Source organism: Cupriavidus sp. GW822-FHT03E04 (assembly GCF_058801495.1).
The window spans coordinates 325,980-346,312 of sequence record NZ_JBXANI010000007.1 but is presented as its reverse complement, the minus strand read 5'-3'; the positions used below and the strand labels follow the sequence as shown (position 1 = coordinate 346,312).

The 20,333-nt window shown below is 67.9% G+C and carries 15 protein-coding genes; 5 read left to right on the top strand and 10 right to left on the bottom strand.

Translation table 11 applies throughout. The features are described 5' to 3' along the window. Positions 1–279: 279 nt before the first annotated feature. The 5 genes from AC1RQC_RS12535 to AC1RQC_RS12515 form a co-directional block, all read right to left on the bottom strand. Complete coding sequence (locus tag AC1RQC_RS12535; protein WP_492883504.1) at positions 280–1,428, bottom strand: porin; 1,149 nt, start codon at positions 1,426–1,428, stop codon at positions 280–282. A 126-nt stretch (positions 1,429–1,554) separates the two neighbouring features. Continuing rightward, positions 1,555–2,310, bottom strand: a complete 756-nt coding sequence (gene pepE, locus AC1RQC_RS12530; protein WP_492376008.1) for a dipeptidase PepE — start codon at positions 2,308–2,310, stop codon at positions 1,555–1,557. Between the two features lie 34 nt (positions 2,311–2,344). Continuing rightward, complete coding sequence (locus tag AC1RQC_RS12525) at positions 2,345–3,529, bottom strand: aminotransferase class V-fold PLP-dependent enzyme (RefSeq protein WP_492376009.1); 1,185 nt, start codon at positions 3,527–3,529, stop codon at positions 2,345–2,347. Positions 3,530–3,574: 45 nt separating this feature from the next. Continuing rightward, on the bottom strand, positions 3,575–5,164 hold the full coding sequence (locus AC1RQC_RS12520) for an OPT/YSL family transporter (RefSeq protein WP_492883502.1): 1,590 nt from the start codon (positions 5,162–5,164) through the stop codon (positions 3,575–3,577). A gap of 67 nt (positions 5,165–5,231) precedes the next feature. After that, positions 5,232–5,966 carry an IclR family transcriptional regulator gene (locus tag AC1RQC_RS12515; protein WP_492883500.1) on the bottom strand — a complete coding sequence of 245 codons (735 nt, stop codon included), beginning with the start codon at positions 5,964–5,966 and terminating at the stop codon, positions 5,232–5,234. Between the two features lie 199 nt (positions 5,967–6,165). On the opposite strand from AC1RQC_RS12515, the gene AC1RQC_RS12510 reads away from it, so the two are divergent. After that, complete coding sequence (locus AC1RQC_RS12510; protein ID WP_492808406.1) at positions 6,166–8,997, top strand: hypothetical protein; 2,832 nt, start codon at positions 6,166–6,168, stop codon at positions 8,995–8,997. On the opposite strand, the gene AC1RQC_RS12505 is transcribed toward AC1RQC_RS12510, so the two are convergent. The 5 genes from AC1RQC_RS12505 to AC1RQC_RS12485 form a co-directional block, all read right to left on the bottom strand. After that, a complete protein-coding gene (locus tag AC1RQC_RS12505) occupies positions 8,994–9,758 on the bottom strand; it encodes an IclR family transcriptional regulator (RefSeq protein ID WP_492376013.1) in 765 nt (254 codons plus the stop codon). The two genes, AC1RQC_RS12510 and AC1RQC_RS12505, sit on opposite strands and share 4 nt — an antisense overlap. 325 nt (positions 9,759–10,083) lie before the next feature. Then, a complete protein-coding gene (locus tag AC1RQC_RS12500; protein ID WP_492376014.1) occupies positions 10,084–11,394 on the bottom strand; it encodes an MFS transporter in 1,311 nt (436 codons plus the stop codon). A gap of 415 nt (positions 11,395–11,809) precedes the next feature. After that, entirely contained in the window at positions 11,810–14,833 is a 3,024-nt protein-coding gene (locus AC1RQC_RS12495; RefSeq protein ID WP_492883498.1) for a c-type cytochrome, read from the bottom strand. Then, positions 14,830–15,336 carry a (2Fe-2S)-binding protein gene (locus AC1RQC_RS12490; RefSeq protein WP_492376017.1) on the bottom strand — a complete coding sequence of 169 codons (507 nt, stop codon included), beginning with the start codon at positions 15,334–15,336 and terminating at the stop codon, positions 14,830–14,832. Before AC1RQC_RS12490 ends, AC1RQC_RS12495 begins: the two co-directional genes overlap by 4 nt. A gap of 83 nt (positions 15,337–15,419) precedes the next feature. After that, complete coding sequence (locus AC1RQC_RS12485) at positions 15,420–16,574, bottom strand: FAD-dependent monooxygenase (RefSeq protein ID WP_492808396.1); 1,155 nt, start codon at positions 16,572–16,574, stop codon at positions 15,420–15,422. Between the two features lie 381 nt (positions 16,575–16,955). On the opposite strand from AC1RQC_RS12485, the gene AC1RQC_RS12480 reads away from it, so the two are divergent. The 4 genes from AC1RQC_RS12480 to AC1RQC_RS12465 are packed head-to-tail and all read left to right on the top strand — an operon-like array spanning position 16,956 to position 20,307. Further along, the gene (locus AC1RQC_RS12480) at positions 16,956–17,708 is read left to right on the top strand and encodes a maleate cis-trans isomerase family protein (protein ID WP_043352885.1); all 753 of its coding nucleotides are present in this window, start codon (positions 16,956–16,958) and stop codon (positions 17,706–17,708) included. Positions 17,709–17,736: 28 nt separating this feature from the next. Next, positions 17,737–18,579, top strand: a complete 843-nt coding sequence (locus AC1RQC_RS12475) for an alpha/beta fold hydrolase (RefSeq protein WP_492825970.1) — start codon at positions 17,737–17,739, stop codon at positions 18,577–18,579. Positions 18,580–18,608: 29 nt separating this feature from the next. Continuing rightward, entirely contained in the window at positions 18,609–19,667 is a 1,059-nt protein-coding gene (locus tag AC1RQC_RS12470; protein ID WP_492374790.1) for a 2,5-dihydroxypyridine 5,6-dioxygenase NicX family protein, read from the top strand. Beyond that, on the top strand, positions 19,660–20,307 hold the full coding sequence (locus tag AC1RQC_RS12465) for an N-carbamoylsarcosine amidohydrolase (protein ID WP_492883496.1): 648 nt from the start codon (positions 19,660–19,662) through the stop codon (positions 20,305–20,307). The genes AC1RQC_RS12470 and AC1RQC_RS12465 overlap by 8 nt, the downstream gene beginning before the upstream one ends. Positions 20,308–20,333: the final 26 nt, after the last annotated feature.

Below are 20,333 nucleotides of genomic sequence, written 5' to 3'. Positions count from 1 at the left end.
AAAGAGCGGAAAAGAGGGACCCATGTCTGAGTATCGCCTTAAGGCGATGCGAGTTTGGGTCCCGGCCGCTCTTTTCGCCGAAGCCCGAGGCGCCCCATACGGCCTCTGAACACCTCCACGGCTCGCTTCGCATCGCGCTTGGGTGATTTCCGCCTGGGGGCGGGAATCACGGCTACACCGAATCGGTGCGCTGACGATGTCGTTTCTGTTGCCGCTGGGGGAGAGGGCGGGCGGCGGATATGCCGCCGTCATTCCAATCCGCGTTGGCCTGCCGTACCTTCAAAACAAATGGCGCATGCCCAGCATCACGGTGGTCTGGTTGTTGCGGCCGTCCAGTTTCTTGCCGCTGTCGCCGGTCCAGTTGGTCGTTGCGTTGCCGAACAGGCCGGACCAGTCGCCATGCACCCAGTCGTACGCCAGCGCCAGGTAGAGGTCGGTGCGCTTGCTCAAGGCGTAGTCCGCCACGCCGTAGGCGGTGGTGCGGTTGCCGCTGAAGGCGTCGGCGCGGGTGCGGTCGTGCATCACGCTGGCGGTCAGCGTGACGGCGGGGGTGACCGTGTAGTTGGCACCCACGGTGAAGAAGTCGTCGCGCCGGCTGCTGCCGAACACCGAGTTGAACGCGGCGCGGTTGGTGGCCGTGGCGGCGGTCGACATGCTGGTGATGGTGGCGGTATCGGTGCCGCCCTTGGACGAGTCGAAACCAGCGTCGCGGTCGCTGTAGATATAGTTGGCGAACAGGCTCGCGCGGCCGACCGAGGCCTTCAGCCCGGCCAGGTAGATGCGCGCGGCGCGGCTCATGCTGTCGCGGGTTTGCTGGAAGTCGCCCACGGCCACTAGCGGGCCCGAGGCGTACTTCACGCCCAGCGAGACCGACGACATCGCGGAGCCCTTGCCGGCGGTCTCGCCCAGCGCGTACTCGGCGATCAGCGCCACCGGGCCGTAGTTGCCGGTGTAGCTGATCGCGTTGTCATAGCGCTGGCCGGTCAGGAAGACCATCCACGCATTGGACGGCGCGGCGCCCACGCCGAGCGGGTCCACGTAGTACAGCATGGTGTTGGCCGTGGTGTACTGCCGGCCCAACGCCACTTCGCCGTAGCGCTTGCTGCCGATCCTCACATACGCCTGGCGCCCGAACAGCTGGCCCTGCTGGTCGAGCTTGCCGGTGTCCGCCAGCAGGCCGTTTTCCAGCACGAAGCCCGCCGACAGGTCGCCGCCCAGGTCTTCGCTGCCTTTGAGGCCGAAGCGGCTGCCGGACAGAAAGCCCTCTCCCCCCTGTTGCAGGCCAGCCAGCGCGCTGCCGTTGGGGTCCGAATGGGTCTGGTAGGTGAGCGCGGTGTCGATCACGCCGTACAGCGTGACGCCGCTCTGCGCCATTGCGGCGGCGGGCAGGCTCAATGCGAGTGCGCCAAGCCAGTGCTTGTTAGTCATGGTGTTTCCTCCTCCAAGGGTAATAGGGGGCCCGCGCAGGGGTCTTTCGCCCTGCGTCGGGGTGTGGCGTGGGTGGTTTGGCGCCGCGAGGCGCCTGGAATCAGGTCCCGGATTCGGGCCCGGAAATCAGGCCCGGAAGTCTTGCCAGCCGTCCATGCCGGCCGGCCCGGTGATACGCGACAAAGGGAAGGTCTCGCCCTCGCGCAGCGTCTGTACCTGTCCCTCGGCCGTGAAGTGCAGCGCGTGGCGCTCGCCCAGCACCGTGCCGTTGCTGCCGTCGGAGAACAGCGCGGAGCCCTCCGGCAGCGCGAAGACCTGCTCCGGCGCGTTGATGTGCAGGAACTCCGCCAGGCGCTCTTCGCGGCTTTCGCCGTTATGGCCGGCGGGCTTGCCGCTGATGAAGTGCGGGTTGATCTGGAACGGCACCAGGCGCAGCGCGCGCAGCGAGGGTGGCTGCACGATGGGCATGTCGTTGGTGGTGCGGATGGTCGGGCAGGCCACGTTGCTGCCGGCGCTCCAGCCCACGTACGGCGTGCCGGCCTGCACCTTGGCGCGGATCGCGTCGACGAGATCGGCGTCGTACAGGCGCTTGAGCAGCGCGAACGTGTTGCCGCCGCCAACCGCGATGGCTTCGGCCTCGTCCACGGCGCGGCGCGGGTCGGCGCTGTGGTGGATGGACGCCAGCGCGTAGCCCAGGCGCTCGAACACCGGCTTGACCATGCCTTCATAGGTATCGAAGCTGAAGGTCACGCCGGCGAAGGGGATGAACAAGACTTTGCGTGGCTCGTGCCTGAGCAGGGCATGGATCTGCGCGTCAGCGTGTTCGAGGTAGCCGAGGTTGTCCTTGCGGGAGCTGCTCATCAGCAAGATGCGTTGGTTCATGTCGGGTTCCGGTAGTTCAGTCGTGATGTCAGGCTCAGGCCACGGCGGCGGCGATCAGTTCGGCCACGCGGTCGATTTCCTCATGCGTATTGAAGTAGTGCAGCGAGACGCGTGCCATGGTGGATACGCCGTAGCGCGCCAGGATGGCATCGGCCATGAAGTTGCCAGCTTCGATGATGCACTGCTGCTGCTCCAGCGCGGCTACGATCTTGGCCGGGTCCACGCCGCGCACGTTGAAGGGCACGATGCCGATTCGGTCGGCGGCATTGGATGGGCCGTAGAGTTCGAAGCCGGCGACGGCGGAGAGCTTTTCCACGGCGTAGGCGGTGAGATCCCGCACGCGTGCTTCGATGGCGTCGATGCCGATGCGTTCGGCATAGCCGATGGCGGTGCCCAGGCCGAGGATGGCCGGCACGATCGGGCAGCCGGCTTCAAACCGGCGTGCGCCCGGCACCAGCGACAGCGCGCCGGTGGCGCGGTCATAGCTGCCGTTCCACCAGCCCACCAGCGCGGGCTCGATGGTCTCGATCAACGCGCGGCGTACATAGAGAAACCCCGATCCTTCGGTGGCGCGCAGCGCCTTGCGCCCGCAACCGGCCAGGAAATCGCAATCCAGCGTCTGCACGTCGGAGCGCAGCATGCCCACGCTTTGCGCGGCATTGACCAGCGACAGCACGCCATGCGCGCGTGCCACCGCGCAAATGGCGGCGGCCGGCTGCACCGCGCCGGTCGAATTGGGCAGGTGCGAGAACGTCAGCAGGCGCGTGCGCGGGGTGACGGCGGCGGTGAAGCTGTCGGGGCTCAGCAGACCTTGCGCATCGGCCGCGACCATCTTCACCACGATGCCGTGGGTTTGCTCCAGGCGCTTCCACGGCAGCAGGTTGCTGAGCATTTCCGTGTCGGCCACCAGCACTTCGTCGCCCGCTTGCCAGGCGATGCCGCGCGCCACGATGGAGATGCTCTCGGTGGCATTCTTGGTGAAGGCGATCTCGTCGGCGGCCGCGCCCAGCAGGCCGGCGAGTTGTGCGCGCGCGGCTTCCACGCGGGCATAGGTGGCCTTGCGGAAGGCCGGCAGGTAGATGCCAACGTGGCCGGTATCGAGCAGGTACGCGCGCACCGCGTCGAGCACGGCGTCCGGCGGCGGTGAGGCCGCCGCGGTATCGAGATAGATGGTGGAGGCCGTCAGCGGGGTGTCGGCGCGGATTGCTTGGATATCCATGGAACGTCTCGGGGTGATGCAGGAAAGAAGGTGCTTCGGCAAGGCTTACTTGCGCAGCTTGGTGACCGAGCCGAAGAAGCTGAACAGCGCGTCGCCCGCGATCACGCCGCCGGCGAAGGCGCTCATCTGCGCGATATCGCGCTCGCCACGCAGGCGCAGCAGCACGAAGCGGATCAGCAGCCCTGCGATTACCGCCCAGCCGGCCAGCGGCGAGGCGATCAGCATGCCGGTGGACAGCAGGATGCCAAGCTGGCGCTTGGAGCCGCCCAGCAACTGCAACAGCGCGCCCGGAATGGCCCAGATCACCAGGTTGCGCGCAATCTCGGCGGACGAGCCGGCCTTGATCGATGCGGCATAGACGCGGTCCACCGGCGGCAGCAGGCCCTGCGAGAAGAAGGTGCCGTGGAACACCAGCACCACCACGGCCGCCACGGCAAAGCCGATCATCGCGGCGAAGAACTGTTGCTTGCGCCCGGCCAGCTCCGCCTCCATGTCGCGGCCTTCGCCGCGTAGCAGGTAGCCGGTCTTGAGGTCGTAGCCCATGTCGGCGAAGGCCGGGCCGGTGGCGGCGGAGAAGCCCACGAGCACCGCCAGCGCCGTCGGCGGGAAACCGATCAGGATGCCGATGGTCAGCGTGATCAGCGCCACGGCGAAGGCCGGGAACCAGCCCGAGTGCATGGCCGCGATGCCCACGATGAGCTCGTGCACATAGGCGGCAAACGCGGCGTAGAGCACGAATGCCACCAGCATGCCGAGCGACATGTCGGAGACATGGCCGGCCAGCACCGAGATCAGCAGTGCGATGGCCAGGTAGACCAGGAAGCCGCCCGAGAGAATGCGGCTGGCGCGCGCGGCCGGGACTTCGATGGTGCGGGCGTCGGCGGCGGGGGCGTTGCGCGACTTGTGGATCTCGCGTGCCACCTGGAACAGCGCCACCAGCCCGGCGCCGATCATCAGGCCGTGCGGGATATAGGCCTTGGCAATGTCGATGCCGAGTAGCGGCACCGAGTAGCCGCGCGTCAGCAGCCCCAGGCCGAACATGCTCAGCGCGGCCAGGTTGCCGAGGAACGCAGCGCCAAAGGCCGACATCGGGATGCCCAGCCAGGCCCCGCCCACGCCCACCGCGATGCCCAGGCCGAGAAAGGCCGCCTTGCGCCCGCCGCGGTCGCCAGCCCAGATCGCCTCAGCGGTGGCGATGCCGGCCGGCCAGGTGCCGGTCGCCGGGAAGATCTTGCTGCCGAACAGGAAATACAGCATGGCGCCGTCGACAAACATGGCGATCACCGCGCCGATCAGCATCGGCGTGGCCAGGTCCGGCATGCCCATGGCGTAGGGCACGCCGAGCGGGATCATCAGGGAATTGGCCGCGCCGAAGGTGGCCGAGGAAATCGCAGTCTGCACCAGGTTCTGGCGCTCCAGCACGCGAAAGCGCCGCGTGATCTCCAGCGGGATGCGCGAGAACACGATGGCGATCAGCGCGCCGATGATCGACGTATTGGCCGAGATGCCGAGCGAGACGATCAGCTGCATGCCAATCATCGCGCCGAAGACCGATAGCCCCACCGATACCAGCAGCAGGAAGGGTTCGGTGATGCGCGCGCGTGTGACGGGCTTGGCCGCCAGGGGTGGGTTCATTGCTGCCGGGGCTTCCATGGTTCTACCTTTCATCATCTGTCCTGCCAGTGTTCTCCGCACGTTTTTTTTAGCGGATGAAGCCGGCAACCTCCTCGATTGGCCCCTTGGCCCGGCGCATCGCGTCCAGCAGGCGGGGAACGGCCTGTACGTCCAGTCTTTGCAGCGGCCCGGCGATGCCCAGCGAGCCCACCACCGCGCGCCCGTCGCGCGACCACAGCGGCACCGCCAGCCCGGCCACCGCGGCGGCGGCTTCTTCACGGGTATGTGCCCAGCCGTCGGCGCGGATGCGGGTGAGCTGTGCCTCCAGCGCGTCCACCGCCGCGTCCTGCCAGCCGCCCGCGCGGTACACCTGCAGGCGCAAGGCCTCGTCCTGGAAGGCCAGGATGGCCTTGGCATGCGCGCCGGCAACCAGCGGGAAGCGCTGGCCCACTTCGATGGAAAAGCGCAGTTGGTGCGGACTTTGTGCAATGTCCGTGCACAAGCCCTCAAAGCCCTCGCGCCAGGACAGAAAGACGGTCTCGCCGCTCTGCGCGGCCAGCGCCTCCAGCGCGGGCTGCACGACTTCGCTGGGCGAGAAAGCCTGGCGCGTGGCCTGCCCCAGTTCCAGCCAGCGCAGGCCCAGGCCATAGCGGCCGGCCGTGTCCTGCACCAGGAAGCCGTTGGCGGCGAAGGTCGCGAGCACGCGATGCACCACCGCATGGTGGATGCCGGCGTGCTTGGCGAGTTCGCGCACGCCCCAGCTCGGCTGGCGCACGCTGAAATGCGTCAGCAGGCCGAGGGCGCCGTTGAGGGTCTTGAGCATGCGATCTTTGCGTCTTGCTGTTTCTGTCTCTGTATAAGAGACAGTGTCTCTGTACATGTAAAATGCTAGGCCTCGCCATGGCATCGAACAATCAGGGTAAACACCGAACATCGCCGCGCAACGGCGCACGCATGCGTGCTTCGCCACACCATGACGCCGCCTATACTTGGGCGGGAATGTGCAAAGGAAGGGGCCCCGCATGCCAGTCCAAGAGCAGCCTTCGGATGACGAACTGGCCCGCATTGCGCGCCGGCGCCGCCAGCTCGGGATTGCCCGGCGCCTGCGCGATGGCGACAGCAACTGGGCGCTGGCACTCTCGGGCGGCGGGATCCGCAGCGCGACGTTCTGCCTGGGCGTGATGCAGGCACTGGCCAAGGCGCCTGCGCCACCGGTGGCCGGTCCTGCGCTGCACGCAGTCGCCAACGAGGCGCCGCCGGACGCCATCCAGGAAGGCGACGGACCGGATGCCATCAACCCCGCCCCCGCGCCAGCCACTACCTCCTTGCTCGGCCAGTTCGACTACCTGTCCACCGTCAGCGGCGGCGGCTACATCGGCGCTTTCTTTTGCAGCCTGTTTGTGCCGGGCCGGTTGAAGCCGGGCACCACGCCGCCGGAGGCTGCGGCACTCGCCTACCGCACGCTGCAGCATGAGCCGCCGGAGCGCATCCACTCGTCGGTGTCCTACGCCCCCGATCCGGGGCGCGCCGCGGTGGCGTGGCTGCGCGAGAACGGCCGTTACCTGACGCCGACCGGCGCCGGCGATTCGCTCTACGCGGCCTCGCTGGTGGTGCGCAACTGGTTCGCCATGCAGTACGTGATCGGCAGCGCGCTGCTGTTGCTGCTGGCGGTGCTGGCGCTGCTGCGCCATCTCGCCATCGGCACCTGGCTCGACCTGGGCCGGCACGAACTGGACCTGCTGCACGACGCTCGCCAGGTGTTCAACGAGGGTGGCCTGGCGATCTGGTGGAGCGAGTTGCTGTGGCTGCCGCTGGCGGCGCTCCTGCTGTTTGCCGTGCCGCCGGGCGTGGCGTACTGGCTGGTCTATCCGCGCGGCGGCGATGGCAAGCTGGCCCTGGGCTTTGACAGCCTCGCCACGCGCCTGGCCGCGCTGGCCGGCGTGGCGATGCTGGTCATGGCCGCGGCACTGCACCACCTGGGTCCGGGGCTGGTGCTGTCGTGCCTGTTGCTGGCGATGGCGGTGTTGACGCTGTTGGGCGTGGCTTGCTGCTTTGTGTTGTGCCGGATGCCGCCGGCTACCGTGCAGGACTACCGGGTGCGGGCCACGCGCCTGCTGAGCCAGGCCATTGGCGTTGCGCTGTGGCTCGCGGCGCTGGGTGTGGCGGACACCGTGGCGCGCACCTTCTATCTCTACACGCAGGCCTCCCATCAGCCCTGGCGCACGCTCGGGCCGGCGGGGACGCTGGGTGGGCTGGTCTGGCTGATCCGCTATGGCGCGGCGCTGGTAGACGGCAAGGGCGGTAACGGCGGCAATGGCAAGGGCGGCACGTGGCGCGCGCGTCTGCCGGTGTCGCTGCTGGCCGGCGCTGCCGCCGCCGTGGTGGCGCTGCTGGTCTTCGTGCTGTGGTCATGGCTGGTGCTGTGGGTGCGCTGGAATGGTGGCGAGCCGCTCGACTGGTTCACCTTCGGCAACGCCTACACCACGCCGGTGCTGTGCACGCTGATCGTGCTGGCGCTCGGGCTGACCATGATCGCCGGGCGTTTCGCCGGCTTCCTGAACCTGTCGACGCTGCAGCCGTTTTACTCGGCCCGGCTGACCCGCGCCTACCTCGGCGGCTCCAACGGCAAGCGCTTCATGCCCGGCAGCGGCGCGGCGCCCGCGCAGCAGCATGGCAGCCAGCGCGCCAGGCTGAGCGTGGCCGAGCCAGCGGACGGCGATGCGCTCAGCCTGAACACCTACTACGATCCCGCCATGCTGGCGCCGTTGCACCTGATCAACGTCACGCTCAACCTCACCGTGGATCCCGCCGAGCAACTGGTGCAGCGCGACCGCAAGGGCAAGCCGCTATGCGTGGCGCCGGGCCCCTTCGTGCTCCCGGCGACGGCCTCGCGTACCATGCCCGACGATTCGTTCGTGCGCTTCACCGTGGACGGGCAGCGCTATTTTCCGGAAACGCACAAGGCGGGCGGCAGCGAGCTCTCGCAATCGCGCACGCTGGGCGACTGGATCGCGACCTCGGGCGCGGTGGTTTCGACCGGGCTGGGCCGCTCCACCACGCTGGGCACATCGCTGCTGCTAGGGTTGGCCAACCTGCGCCTGGGCACCTGGTGGCCGTCGTACCCGCTGGATGCCGGCAGCGCGCCGCGCGCCGGCGGCGCAGACCGCAACTGCGTGCAGGCGGACCTGCCCGGGTCGCCCTGGCTGGGCGGGTTGATCACGCTGTTCCGCACGCAGTACTACCTGGCCTGCGAACTGAGCGCGCGCTTTCATGGCACGCGGCGCGGCTGGCAATACCTGTCGGACGGCGGGCATTTCGAGAACACCGCCGTGTATGAGCTGCTGCGGCCCGAGCGCGGGGTGGGGCTGGTCGTGCTGTGCGATTGCGGAGCGGACCCGGACTACCAGTTCGGCGACCTGGCCAACCTGATCCGGCTGGCCCGCATCGACATGGGGCTGGAGATCGTGGTCGATGCCGCGGCCGCCGGCGATGCCGTGCTGGGCAGCGTGTTCGGCACGCCGGAGGATTTTCTGCCGGCGGCTCGCCAGAACCCGGCGGCGGCCAACAAGTGCGCGCTGCTGTTGAACGTGTACCGTGCGCTTGAGCCCGCCGCCACGCGCCGTCCCGTATCGCGCATCGTGCTGCTCAAGCCCTGCCCGATTGCCTCGGCGCCGGTTGATGTGCAGCAGTACCGCGCCGGCCATCCGGCGTTTCCGCAGGAACCCACGATCGAGCAGTTCTTCAATGAAGCGCAGTGGGAGAGCTACCGCGAGCTGGGGTTCTCCATCGGTCAGCTTGTGTTCGGCGGTGGTGCCGGCGGCGATGCGGTGGCGCGCGCCTTGTGGGCGCGCTAGCGCCCGAAACCCACCACCTCTTCCAGGCGGCGGCTGGCTTCGCGCAGGGCTTCCAGCATGCGCGGGACCGACTCCTCATTCAGGCGTTGCTGCGGACCGGCAATGGCCAGCGAGCCAACCACCTCGGTCTGGTCGCGCGACCACAGCGGCAGGGCCAGCCCCGCCACGCTGGCGGCGGCCTCGCCGCGCGTATGGGCCCAGCCCTGCTCGCGGATCTCGGCAAGCTGCGGCTCGATGACGGCGGGATCGGGCGCGGCCAGCGTAGGCTGGCCCTGGGCGCGCTGCCTGGCGTTTTCCAGCACACGAGCCCGGAAGGCGTCGTCCTGGAAGGCCAGGATGGCCTTGGCGTGCGCGCCCGCGTGCAGCGCAAAGCGCTGTCCCAGCTCGATCGAGAAGCGCAGCTGATGCTGGCTCTGGACCATGCCGACGCATAGCCCTTCATGGCCGTCCAGCCACGACAGGAAGACAGTCTCGCCGCTTTGCGCGGCCAGCTTTTCCAGTACGGGCTGCACCACCTCGGCGGGCGAGAACGTCTTGCGCACCACCTGGCCCAGCTCAAACAGCCGCAGCCCCAGCGAATACTTGCCGCTGGCTGCGTCCTGCACCAGGAAACCGTTGGCGGCAAAGGTGGCCAGCACGCGGTGCACCACCGCGTGATGCACCCCGCTGTGCTTGGCCAGTTCGCGCACGCCCCAGGTGGGCTGGCGCACCGTGAAGTAGGTCAGCAAGGCCAGCGCGCCGTCGAGAGTCTTGAGAGTCATACCGTTATCCTGCCTTGATCCTGCTTTGCATGGGCAGCATGGTACGGATAAGCGGCGTGCGGCTCAATCTTTGTGCTCGCTTTGCTGCTGAAAGGGCCGGATCTACGTTGTCGTGCTCCTCTCTCCCACGCGCGGGAGAGAGGTTGGGAGAGAGGGCGGGCGCTCGTTACGCCTGCGTGCTGGAAAACACAAACACCACGGGCTTCGCTTCAAGTGGCTCCTAGCTAAGCCACCCCTCTCCCCCTGAGGGGAGATGGAGAGACAGCCGTCGTCATGGCGCGCGGATTTGGCCCGTTCGGCGGCTCCGGCACGGGCCTGATCCAGGCTACCGGTTAACCACCTTGGCCGGCATCGCCAGCACCAGGAAGCAGCTCGCCACCAGGCAGCCTGCGAACAGGATCAGGCCAGCGCTCGGGCTGTGGAATGTGTCCTTCAGCCAGCCCAGCAGGTAGGTGGCCGCGAAGCCGCCCAGGTTGGCGATGGAGCAGGCCAGCGCGATGCCGGCGGCGGCCGCGGTGCCGCTCAGGAAGGTGGATGGCAGGCACCAGAACACCGGGAAGGTCGCCACGATGCCCACATTGGCCACCGTCAGCATCACCAAGGTGGCGGAGGTGGAGCCGGTGACGAAGGTGCTGCCGACCAGGCCGGCGGCGCCTGCCAGGGTGGGCAGCACAATGTGCCAGCGGCGCTCGCGTGTCTTGTCGGAGTGTGCGCCGTTGAGCAGCATCCCGATCACCGCCGCGGCGTGCGGGATGGCGGTGAGCAGGCCGATGTGCAGCGGGCTGGCCACGCCGGAGTCGCGGATGATGGTGGGCATCCAGAAGCCGATGGAGTACGTGCCCATCAGCAGGCACATGTCGATCAGGCCCAGCATCCACACGCGGCGATCGGCGAAGGCGGCCATCAGCGAGTGGTTGTTTTCCACCAGCACGTCCGTATCCAGATTGCGCTGCAACGTGCGCTTTTCGTCAGCCTGCAGCCACTTGGCATCCTTGATGCCGTTGGGCAGGTAGAAGAACACCATCACGCCCAGCAGCACCGAGGGAATGGCCTCCAGGAAGAACAGCCACTGCCAGCCGGCCCAGCCGTGCATGCCGGCGAAAGCGGTCATGATCCAGCCGGACAGCGGGCTGCCGATCATGCTGGCAAGCGGCAGGCCCATCATGAACAGCGCGATGATCTTGCTGCGCTTGTGGGTGGGGAACCAGTAGGTCAGGTACAGCAGCACGCCGGGCAGGAAGCCGGCCTCGGCCGCGCCCAGCAGGAAGCGCAGCACGTAGAACTGCGTTGGCGTGTTGACGAACATGGTTGCGCCGGACAGCAGGCCCCACGTCACCATGATGCGGGCGATCCAGAGGCGCGCGCCCACCTTTTGCAGCACCAGGTTGCTGGGCACCTCGAACAGGATGTAGCCCACGAAGAACAGGCCCGCGCCCAGTCCGTAGATTGTCTCGCTGAAGTGCAGGTCGTCCAGCATCTGCAGCTTGGCCAGCCCGACGTTGATGCGGTCGAGATAGGCGGCGAGATAGCAGGCGCAGAAGAACGGGATCAGGCGCCAGGTCACCTTGCGGTAGATGTCTGGCTCGGCCGCCGCGGGTAGTACGCCCGCCGCGCCGTCTTGATACTGATACGACATGTTCACTCCTTTACTGTTTACCGTTGTCTACCGTGTGTGTGTCTTTGCCACCGCTGAGAGCGGCTGGCTTGTGCTGTTTGCTATGCAAGCAGCGGGCCAGGCCTGTTCAGTGATGGATGGGCTGTTTTTTTATGGTTTCCTGCGGGCTGGCCGGGGTGTTGCGCGCCGTCCTTGTGCAGGGGGGGCACCGCTTTCCTTCATCCGGCACTCATGTAGTGCCCGCTACATGATCGTTCAGCGTAAGCTACATAAAACAAGCTAGCAAGAGCGTGGTGGTGGTTTTCTCCTCGGGGTTTTCCCCCTGCCGCGCGGCGTATGCACCGGGTACGCGCGGCAGGGGGCGGCGGCAAGGCGGCTTGCCGGAAAAATGGCGGACTGATGGCTTCAGGCCGGCCTGGCGTTGTTCATTGCCTGCTTAATGAGTGAGTTGGTGGGTGGGCGTCGCGCGCAGCCGCGCGAGCGTATCGTCCACGTTGTCCCAGGCGGGTTTGTCGGGGGCGAAGCGCTTGCGCAGGTAGTGCACCAGTTGCGTCAGCTGACGGTCGTCCAGGCTCTCGCCAAAGGCTGGCATATAGCCCAGATCGCTTGTCCCCGGCGTGGGAATGCCATCCAGCAGCACGCGGATCAGGTTGTCCGGCTTGTCGCCGTGCAGGTTGGTATTGAGCGCGAGCGACGGCTTGATGCCGAATTGCCTGATGCCCTGGTCGCTCTGGTGGCAGACCGCGCAGGCATTCTGGTACAGGCGCGCGGCGGGTCCGCCAAGCGTGCGCGCGGCATCGGCGCTGCGTTGCTCAAGCTGCTGCGCCTGTGCGCTGGCCGCCGCCGCATCGGGCTGCGCGTCGCCGAACGATGCCACATAGTGCGCGATGGCGCGCACATCATCCTCGGGCAGCAGCGCCAGCTCTTCGATTACCGGCGCCATCGGCCCGGCCGCCGCGCCATGATGCGGGGCGTAGCCGGTGCGCAGGTAGGAGAACAACGATTGCTCCGTCCACGGCACCGGTGCGTGCGACAGCTTGCCCAGCGCGGGCGCTTCCCAGCCTTCGGCCTCGCCGCCGCCAAGATAGCGCCGCCCGCCTTGCTCGGCGCCCAGCGCGTTGCGCGGCGAATGGCAGGCGCTGCAGTGGCCCAGCCCTTCGGCCAGGTACGCGCCGCGGTTCCACTGTGCCGAGCGGGCCGGATTGGCCTCGAAGGGCTTGGGGCTGTGGAACAGCAGGTTCCATCCGGCCATCAGCGGGCGCAGGTTGTAGGGGAAGGCCAGCGCGGTCTCGGGCGCCTTGGCGCGCACCGGCTCGGCGGCCATCAGGTAAGCGTAGAGCGCCTGCAGATCGCCATCGCTGGTCTTGGCAAAGGCGGTGTAGGGGAACGCCGGGTATAGATGCCGGCCATCGCGATGAATGCCCTGGCGCATGGCGCGCTCGAACGCCGCGTAGGACCAGTTGCCGATGCCGGTCTCGACATCGGGTGTGATGTTGGTGCTGTAGATGGTGCCGAACGGCGTGTCCAGCGCCAGCCCGCCCGCATTGCGCGCGCCGTTGGGTGCCGTATGGCAGACCGCGCAATCCCCGGCCGCCGCTACCAGCCCGCCGCGCTCGATGGTGGCGGCCGAGTAGAAGCCGGGTTCGGGCGGGGCCACGGGCGCAATGGGCGCACGCCATGGCATTGCCGTGGCGAACAAGCCGGCCGCCGCGGTGGCGCCGGCCAGCAGCCAGTTGCGCCTGCGGGCGGCGCCGCGCTTGGGCGTGCCTTCGGGATTGGCCTGCGCGGCCAGCGCAAGCCGGATGCGTTCGCCGCTGAAGGGCGGCTCGCGCAGGCGTACCCCGGTGGCGTCGTAGATGGCGTTGGCCACGGCCGGCGCGGCGGGCAGGGTGGCGGCCGCGCTCGTGCCGAGCGTGGCGCTGGCGGGGGTCAGCGCGCCGGCAACGCGCACTTCCGGCAATTGCGGCAAGTGCGTGGTGGCAAGCGCCGGCAGGCTGGCATGGTGTACCGCGGGCAGGTTGGCGGCGGGCCAGCTATCGAAGCGGCTGCCGTCGACGGTGAGTTGCTGTGCGGCGCGCGCGGCTTCCTGCTGCAAGGCCACGGCATTGGCCCCGCCCTGTTCGCCCGCATCGCTGTCGTGTCCTAGCGTGACGCCGGTGACGCTGACCTCGCCGGTGGTGGCATCCACTTCGACTTCCGCCACCCAGGCCGACCAGCTGTGCACGGGCTGGCCGCCATCGGCCTGCCCGGCTTCGATGGTGCTGGCGTACGCGAAGCCGCGTCCGCGCCGTACGTTCTGTTGCGCTTGCGGGCGTTCGCCGCGTGGCTGCCAGTTGGCCTGCGCCGCGACCCGGCGCACGAGGCCAGCACCGCGCGCGTCGTCGAGATGGCGCAGCCGCAAGGCCACGGGATCCTGCGCACTAGCTGCCGCCACTTCGTCCAGGTGCGACTCATGCGCGAACACGTGGGCGCGCGCTGCCTGCGCCGGCGTGCTTGCCGCGCGGGGCTGTCCTGGCAGGTCGGCCTGCGCGACGCTCAGGCTGTCAAAGCGGTAGGGTGGCAGGATGGCATCGTCGCCCGCGTCGTGCGGGGCGGATGCTTGCGGCTCGATCTCGCTGACCGGCGCTGGCGTGCGCGTTAGCCACAGCGCCAACGGCGGCGCGTGCATGACCGCCGCGCTGCCGCGCGCATCCACGGCTGAGTTGACGGCATAGGCGGCAATTTCGCCATCGCGCGTCCAGGCGCTTTCGATATGGGTGTTGACCACTGCCTGCATGGCGCCAAGTTCATGGGCCTCCACGCGCACGCGCACCGCACGCCGGGCCGAATGCGCCAGCAGGGCGGCATCGGCGGCGGCGTGGTGGGCGTACAGGGGATCTTCGTCGTTGCCTGGAGCCTGCCAGCAGATCAAGGTAATGCGGTCTTCGCCGATGCCGAGCAGGGCGGCGAGTTCGGCCCGCAACGCGCCGGGGCGGCGGCTGGGCAGCCACACGCGCAGCGCGCTTTCGCGCCAGTCCGCAATCGCGGTGCAGCCAGCGGCTTGCAGGCCGGCGAGTGGCCATTGATAGTCCTGCGCGCTGCGGCCAGCGGCATCCGCCATGGCCTGCGCGGCGTCGCCGTGTTCGGCAACGATGCGGCGGGCGAGCGGCAAGCCCGAGGCTGCCGCTTTCGGCGGGGCTTGCCAGTGGGCGCGTAGCGCGTGGGCGGCTTGCAGCGCCTGTGGCGCGGTATCGGCAGCGATGCCGAGAAAGTCGCCCCGGCGCAGTACCGTGGCAACACCGGGCACCGCGCGCGCGGCCGCATCGTCGCAATCGATCAGGCGGGCGCTGAGCAGCGTGCCGGTTTGCCATGCCAGCACGGGCGGGCGGATGACGTGCCCGGCCAGCCACTCCCGCTCGGGCGGCGGCTGCCATGCGCCGGGGCCGGCCTGCGCCATGACGAGGTCGTCGCGCCCGCTCATGCCGCGCCATCCCGGCCTGCGGCCTGGCGCAGCAACACGGCAGCGCGTTGCACCGCGCGCAGGATCTCCACGTGCGTGCCGCAGCGGCACAGGTTGAAGCGCAGCGCCTCGCGGATCTGCGCCTCGCTGGGGTCGGGGTTTTCCGCCAGGAGTGCCTTGGCGGTCATGATCATGCCGTTCAGGCAATAGCCGCACTGCGCGGCTTGCTCATCGATAAAGGCTTGCTGCACCGGATCGGGCTGCCCGCCGGTGGCCAGCCCGTCGAGCGTGGTGATGGCGCGTTGCGCCACCGCTTTCACGGGAATTACGCAGGAGCGCGCCGCCATCCCGTCCACCAGCACCGTGCATGCGCCGCACTGGCCCAGCCCGCAGCCGTACTTTGGCCCGTTGCAGGCGAGGTCATTGCGCAGGACGTAGAGCAGCGGCGTGTCGGGATCGACCTCGGCATCGAGCTGGTACGTGGTCCGGTTGACCCGGAGGCACAGGGGGCGGGGCGTGTTCATCGGGGGGCTGGGGGCGTTTTAGAACATCACTCGCTCGGGGCCGGGGCCCGGGAAGGCACCCGGCGGTCTGGCTGGGGCGTGGCTCAGGCTGCGGCGGCCACGCGCCCGGCTTCCACCAGCGGCTCGTTGAACACATCGTAACCGAAGCACCAGTCCGGGTTCTCGTTGGTGCGCAGCCACGTGTTGTTGTGTGAAACCAGTTGCACCTTGCCGGCACGCTCGGCGCGGTTGGCTTCGTACAGCGAGAACGCGGCGCTGAAGTCCGACAGCCCGGTTTGCTGCAGGCAGCGGGTCAGCATGGCCGCGTCTTCGATGGCCATGGCCGCGCCCTGCGCCATATGCGGCTTCATCGGGTGGCAGGCGTCTCCCAGCAGCACCAGGCGGCCGCGGCTCCATACCGGCAGCGGATCGCGCTCCAGCAGCGGCCACTTGGTCACTTCCACGGTGCCTTCAATCAGCGATTGCACGCCTTCGTGCCAGCCGTCGAACGCAGCGCGCATTTCCTCGATGCTGCTGGGCAGCCAGCTCTTGGTCATGTCCCAGGTGGGCTCGGGCACACCGGTGACGTAGTAGATCTCGTCAAGCTTGCTGGTGTCGAAGTACACCATCATATGGCGATCGTCGGACCACCACTTGGTGCAGCGGTCATGGGTGAAGCCCTTGACACGCGCGATCGGGAACACGGCGCGGTGCGCCACGTAGCCGGTGTACTTGGGCGGCTCAGCGCCCAGCAGTGTCTCGCGGATGCGGGAGTTCACGCCGTCCGCGCCGATCACGATGTCGGCTTCGTCCACCGTGCCGTCGGCAAACGTCAGGCGCACCACATGGCCCAGGTCTTCCACACCGGCCAGTTTCTTGTCGAACAGCAGCGTGCCGGGGGCCACCGCCTCGGTCAGCAGGGCGTGGAAATCGCCACGGTGCACGGTCAGGTAGCTGGCGCCGTAATGCGACAGCGCGTAGCGCCCAAGCGGGATCTGGGCGATCACTTCGCCGCTTTGCCAGTCGCGGCTGTACCAGTAGTCCGGGTGGCAGCCCATGTCGTTGAGCGCATCTTCGAGGCCGATCCTGCGCATGACCTTCATCACATTGGGCCCGACGTGGATGCCGGCGCCCAGGCGCGAGAACGCCGGAGCCTGCTCATACAGCTTGACTTGGAATCCGGCGCGCTGCAGCAGGGCGGCCGCGACCGTCCCCCCCAGTCCGGCGCCAATCACTGCGATCCGTGGTTTGCCTTGCACGATATTTCTCCTGGCGGTGTGATGTGGGTCTGAAGTGGCCGTCTGGCCAATCGGTAAATCGAGTGTACACACGAGAAATTTGCTTGTAAAGAAATGACATGCCACCCCTATGGAAAACCCTTATGCCAAAGTGACTTCCCCGCGTTAATGCCCATATACCGTGAAATCAAGCACCATATGAGGGGTTGATTCATGAAGTGGGCACTGAAATCGTGCGCCGTGCCCGGTCTAACGTCTTGTTGTGAAAATATCGTGTGTACACTACAATCGTTCGCAGGACACGGAGACCGATGAAGGCTCCGGTCCGGCCGTGCAGGGCGCTTCTCCGCCAGGACGGGCGCCAGGGCGGGTGGACAGAACAAACAGATGACGGAGTCGACAGTGCAGAAAATTTTCCGTATCGGCCAGATCGTGCCGAGCTCGAACACCACCATGGAAACCGAGATCCCGGCGATGCTGACGTTGCGCCAGCAGGTGCGCCCCGAACGCTTCACCTTCCATTCCAGCCGCATGCGCATGAAGAAAGTGGTCAAGGAAGAGCTGGCGGCCATGGACGCCGAGTCCGACCGCTGCGCGCTGGAACTGAGCGACGCCCGCGTCGACGTGCTGGGCTACGCCTGCCTGGTGGCCATCATGGCGATGGGCCACGGCTACCATCGCGTCTCTGAAAAGCGCCTGCAGGCCCATACCGCCGCCAACGGCGCTGACGCGCCCGTGATCACCAGCGCCGGCGCGCTGATCGACGCGCTCAAGGTCATCGGCGCCAAGCGCATCGCCGTGGTTGCGCCGTACATGAAGCCGCTGACCGAGCTGGTGGTGGACTACATCCGCAACGAAGGCTATGAAGTGGTGGACTGGCGCGCGCTGGAAATCCCCGACAACCTCGAAGTGGGCCGCCACGACCCCGCCAGGCTGCCTGGCATCGTCGCGCAGATGAACACCAAGGATGTGGATGCCATCGTGCTGTCTGCCTGCGTGCAGATGCCGTCCCTGCCGGCGGTGGCCAAGGTGGAAGCCATGACCGGCAAGCCGGTCATCACCGCGGCCATTGCCACCACCTACGCCATCCTCAAGCAGCTCGACCTGGAGCCGGTCGTGCCCGGCGCGGGTGCGCTGCTGTCAGGTGCCTATTGATCACGTCTTCGGTAAAGGAAGCCCAGCAATGAGCGAGTTTCTCCACGGCGGCAACGTGTTCGCCAATGGCATCCGCCAGCATTACCTGCGCTACGGCGGCAGCACCGGCGCGCGCGCGCAACGCGATGCCATGGTGATCGTGCCCGGCATCACCAGCCCGGCGGTCACCTGGGGCTTTGTCGGCGAGCAGTTCGGCAAGCACTTCGATACCTATATCCTGGATGTGCGTGGACGTGGCCTGTCCGAGACCGGCGATGCGCTGGACTACGGCCTGGACGCGCAGGCGGCGGATGTGGTCGCCTTTGCGCACGCGCTCGGCCTGGCGCGCTATGCCATCGTTGGCCATTCCATGGGCGCGCGCATCGGCATTCGCGCCGCGCGCGGCAATCCGGCCGGGCTGACCCGGCTGGTGATGGTGGACCCGCCCGTCTCCGGCCCGGGACGGCGCGCCTATCCCTCGCAGCTGCCGTGGTACGTGGATTCCATCCGCCTGGCGCGCCAGGGCATCGATGCCGAAGGCATGCGCCGCTTCTGCCCGACCTGGACAGATGAGCAGTTGCGCCTGCGCGCCGAGTGGCTGCACACCTGCGACGAGCGCGCCATCGTCACGAGCTTCGAGGACTTCCACCGCGATGACGTGCATGCCGACATGCCGTCGGTACGGGTTCCCACGCTGCTGATGGTGGCCGGCCGCGGCGACGTGATCCGCGCCGAAGACATCGAGGAAATTCGCGGTTTGCTGCCTGCCGTGCAGCTTGCGCGCGTGGCGGATGCCGGCCACATGATCCCGTGGGACGACGAGGCGGGTTTCTACCGCGCCTTCGGCGATTTCCTCGGTGCGCCGCTGCTGCAGGACCAGGCTGCCGCCTGAGCTGCCTGCTTCACCAGAAAGGAGAACACATGCCAGTAAGCGATCACGACCTGACCCAGGCATGGCGCCAGGTGCTCATCCTGTCAAAACTGAAGCCGGGCCAGACGGTCACGGTGCTGACAGGCGCCGCCACGCATCCGCAAACGCTGCGCACGGCGCAGATGGCGGCCACCGCGATGGGCGCCATCGTCAACCGGCTGGACCTGCCGCCCGTCAACGCAGACAAGGCGCTCAGCCGCGACGCGCTGGCTTATCTCGGCACTACGCCGCTGACCGGCAACCCGGCCGCCATCGCCGCGCTCAAGGCCAGCGACCTGGTGCTGGACCTGATGACGCTGCTGTTCTCGCCCGAGCAGCACGAGATCCTCTCCGGCGGCACCAAGATCCTGCTGGCCGTGGAGCCGCCCGAGGTGCTGGTGCGGCTGGTGCCCACCGAAGGGGACCGCACCCGCGTGAAAGCCGCCACCGCGCGGCTGGCGCGCGCGCGGGAGATGCACATCACGTCGGATGCCGGCACCGACCTGCGCTGCGCGCTGGGCGAGTTTCCCGCCATCAGCGAGTACGGCTTTGTCGATGAGCCGGGCCGCTGGGACCACTGGCCAAGCGGCTTCGTGCTGACCTGGCCGGACGAGGGCGGCACCAATGGGCGCATCGTGCTCGATCGCGGCGATATCCTGCTGCCGATGAAATCCTATGTGCAGGAGCCGATCGACATCACGGTGGAGAAGGGCTACGTCACCCGCATCGAAGGCGGCCTGGATGCCGAACTGCTGAGCGATTACATGGCCTCGTTCAACGACCCCGAGGCCTACGCCATGTCGCATATCGGCTGGGGCCTGCAGCCGCGCGCGCGCTGGTCCACGCTCGCCATGTATGACCGCGAGGCCACCATCGGCATGGATGCGCGCGCATTCGAAGGCAATTTCCTGTGCTCCTTCGGCCCGAACAACGAAGCCGGCGGCAGCCGTACCACGGCCTGCCATATCGATATCCCCGTGCGCCATTGCACGGTGCGGCTTGACGGCGAGGCGGTGGTAGAACAAGGCAAGGTGCTGGATCACGAATCCAAGGGAGCCATCCATGCATGATGAAGTGAAGACCTACCAGCGTCAGGGCTTCGGCGCCGCGCTGGAACCCAAGGCACCCTACGGCCTGCTGATCATCGATTTCGTCAACGGCTTCGCCGACCCGGCTGTCTTTGGCGGCGGCAATATCCCCCAGGCCATCGCCAGCACCGTGCCGCTGCTGGCCACGGCGCGCGAGCAGGGCTGGCCGGTGGCGCACAGCCGCATCGTGTTTGCCGACGACGACAGCGACCACAACATCTTCACGCAGAAGGTGCCCGGCCTGCTGGCCCTGAAGGAAGACAGCCACAACAGCGCCATCGTCGGGCAACTGGCGCCGCGCCCGGGTGAACTGGTGGTGCGCAAGACCGTGCCATCCGCCTTTTTCGGCACCTCGCTGGCCGCGTGGCTGAACCAGCGCGGCGTGCAGACGCTGCTGGTGGCGGGCTGCGTGACCAGCGGCTGCGTGCGCGCCAGCGTGGTCGATGCCATGTCGTACGGCTTCCGCCCGCTGGTGCTGTCCGATTGCGTGGGCGACCGCGCCATCGGGCCGCACGACGCCAACCTGTTCGACATGGCGCAGAAGAACGCGACGGTGATGCCGCGCGACGAAGCGCTGGCGATGCTGGCGCGGGCTACGGCGGCGGCTACGGCTACGGCTTAAGGGGAAGGCATCCGGCGCTGCGCGAT

Excerpts from the sequence above, each read along its gene's own strand:
- AC1RQC_RS12520 (WP_492883502.1), bottom strand. The coding sequence starts at position 5,164 with ATGAACCCACCCCTGGCGGCCAAGCCCGTCACACGCGCGCGCATCACC.
- AC1RQC_RS12470 (WP_492374790.1), top strand. The coding sequence starts at position 18,609 with ATGCCAGTAAGCGATCACGACCTGACCCAGGCATGGCGCCAGGTGCTC.
- AC1RQC_RS12535 (WP_492883504.1), bottom strand. The coding sequence starts at position 1,428 with ATGACTAACAAGCACTGGCTTGGCGCACTCGCATTGAGCCTGCCCGCC.
- AC1RQC_RS12525 (WP_492376009.1), bottom strand. The coding sequence starts at position 3,529 with ATGGATATCCAAGCAATCCGCGCCGACACCCCGCTGACGGCCTCCACC.
- AC1RQC_RS12475 (WP_492825970.1), top strand. The coding sequence starts at position 17,737 with ATGAGCGAGTTTCTCCACGGCGGCAACGTGTTCGCCAATGGCATCCGC.
- pepE (WP_492376008.1), bottom strand. The coding sequence starts at position 2,310 with ATGAACCAACGCATCTTGCTGATGAGCAGCTCCCGCAAGGACAACCTC.
- AC1RQC_RS12465 (WP_492883496.1), top strand. The coding sequence starts at position 19,660 with ATGCATGATGAAGTGAAGACCTACCAGCGTCAGGGCTTCGGCGCCGCG.
- AC1RQC_RS12515 (WP_492883500.1), bottom strand. The coding sequence starts at position 5,966 with ATGCTCAAGACCCTCAACGGCGCCCTCGGCCTGCTGACGCATTTCAGC.
- AC1RQC_RS12495 (WP_492883498.1), bottom strand. The coding sequence starts at position 14,833 with ATGAGCGGGCGCGACGACCTCGTCATGGCGCAGGCCGGCCCCGGCGCA.
- AC1RQC_RS12500 (WP_492376014.1), bottom strand. The coding sequence starts at position 11,394 with ATGTCGTATCAGTATCAAGACGGCGCGGCGGGCGTACTACCCGCGGCG.
- AC1RQC_RS12510 (WP_492808406.1), top strand. The coding sequence starts at position 6,166 with ATGCCAGTCCAAGAGCAGCCTTCGGATGACGAACTGGCCCGCATTGCG.
- AC1RQC_RS12490 (WP_492376017.1), bottom strand. The coding sequence starts at position 15,336 with ATGAACACGCCCCGCCCCCTGTGCCTCCGGGTCAACCGGACCACGTAC.
- AC1RQC_RS12505 (WP_492376013.1), bottom strand. The coding sequence starts at position 9,758 with ATGACTCTCAAGACTCTCGACGGCGCGCTGGCCTTGCTGACCTACTTC.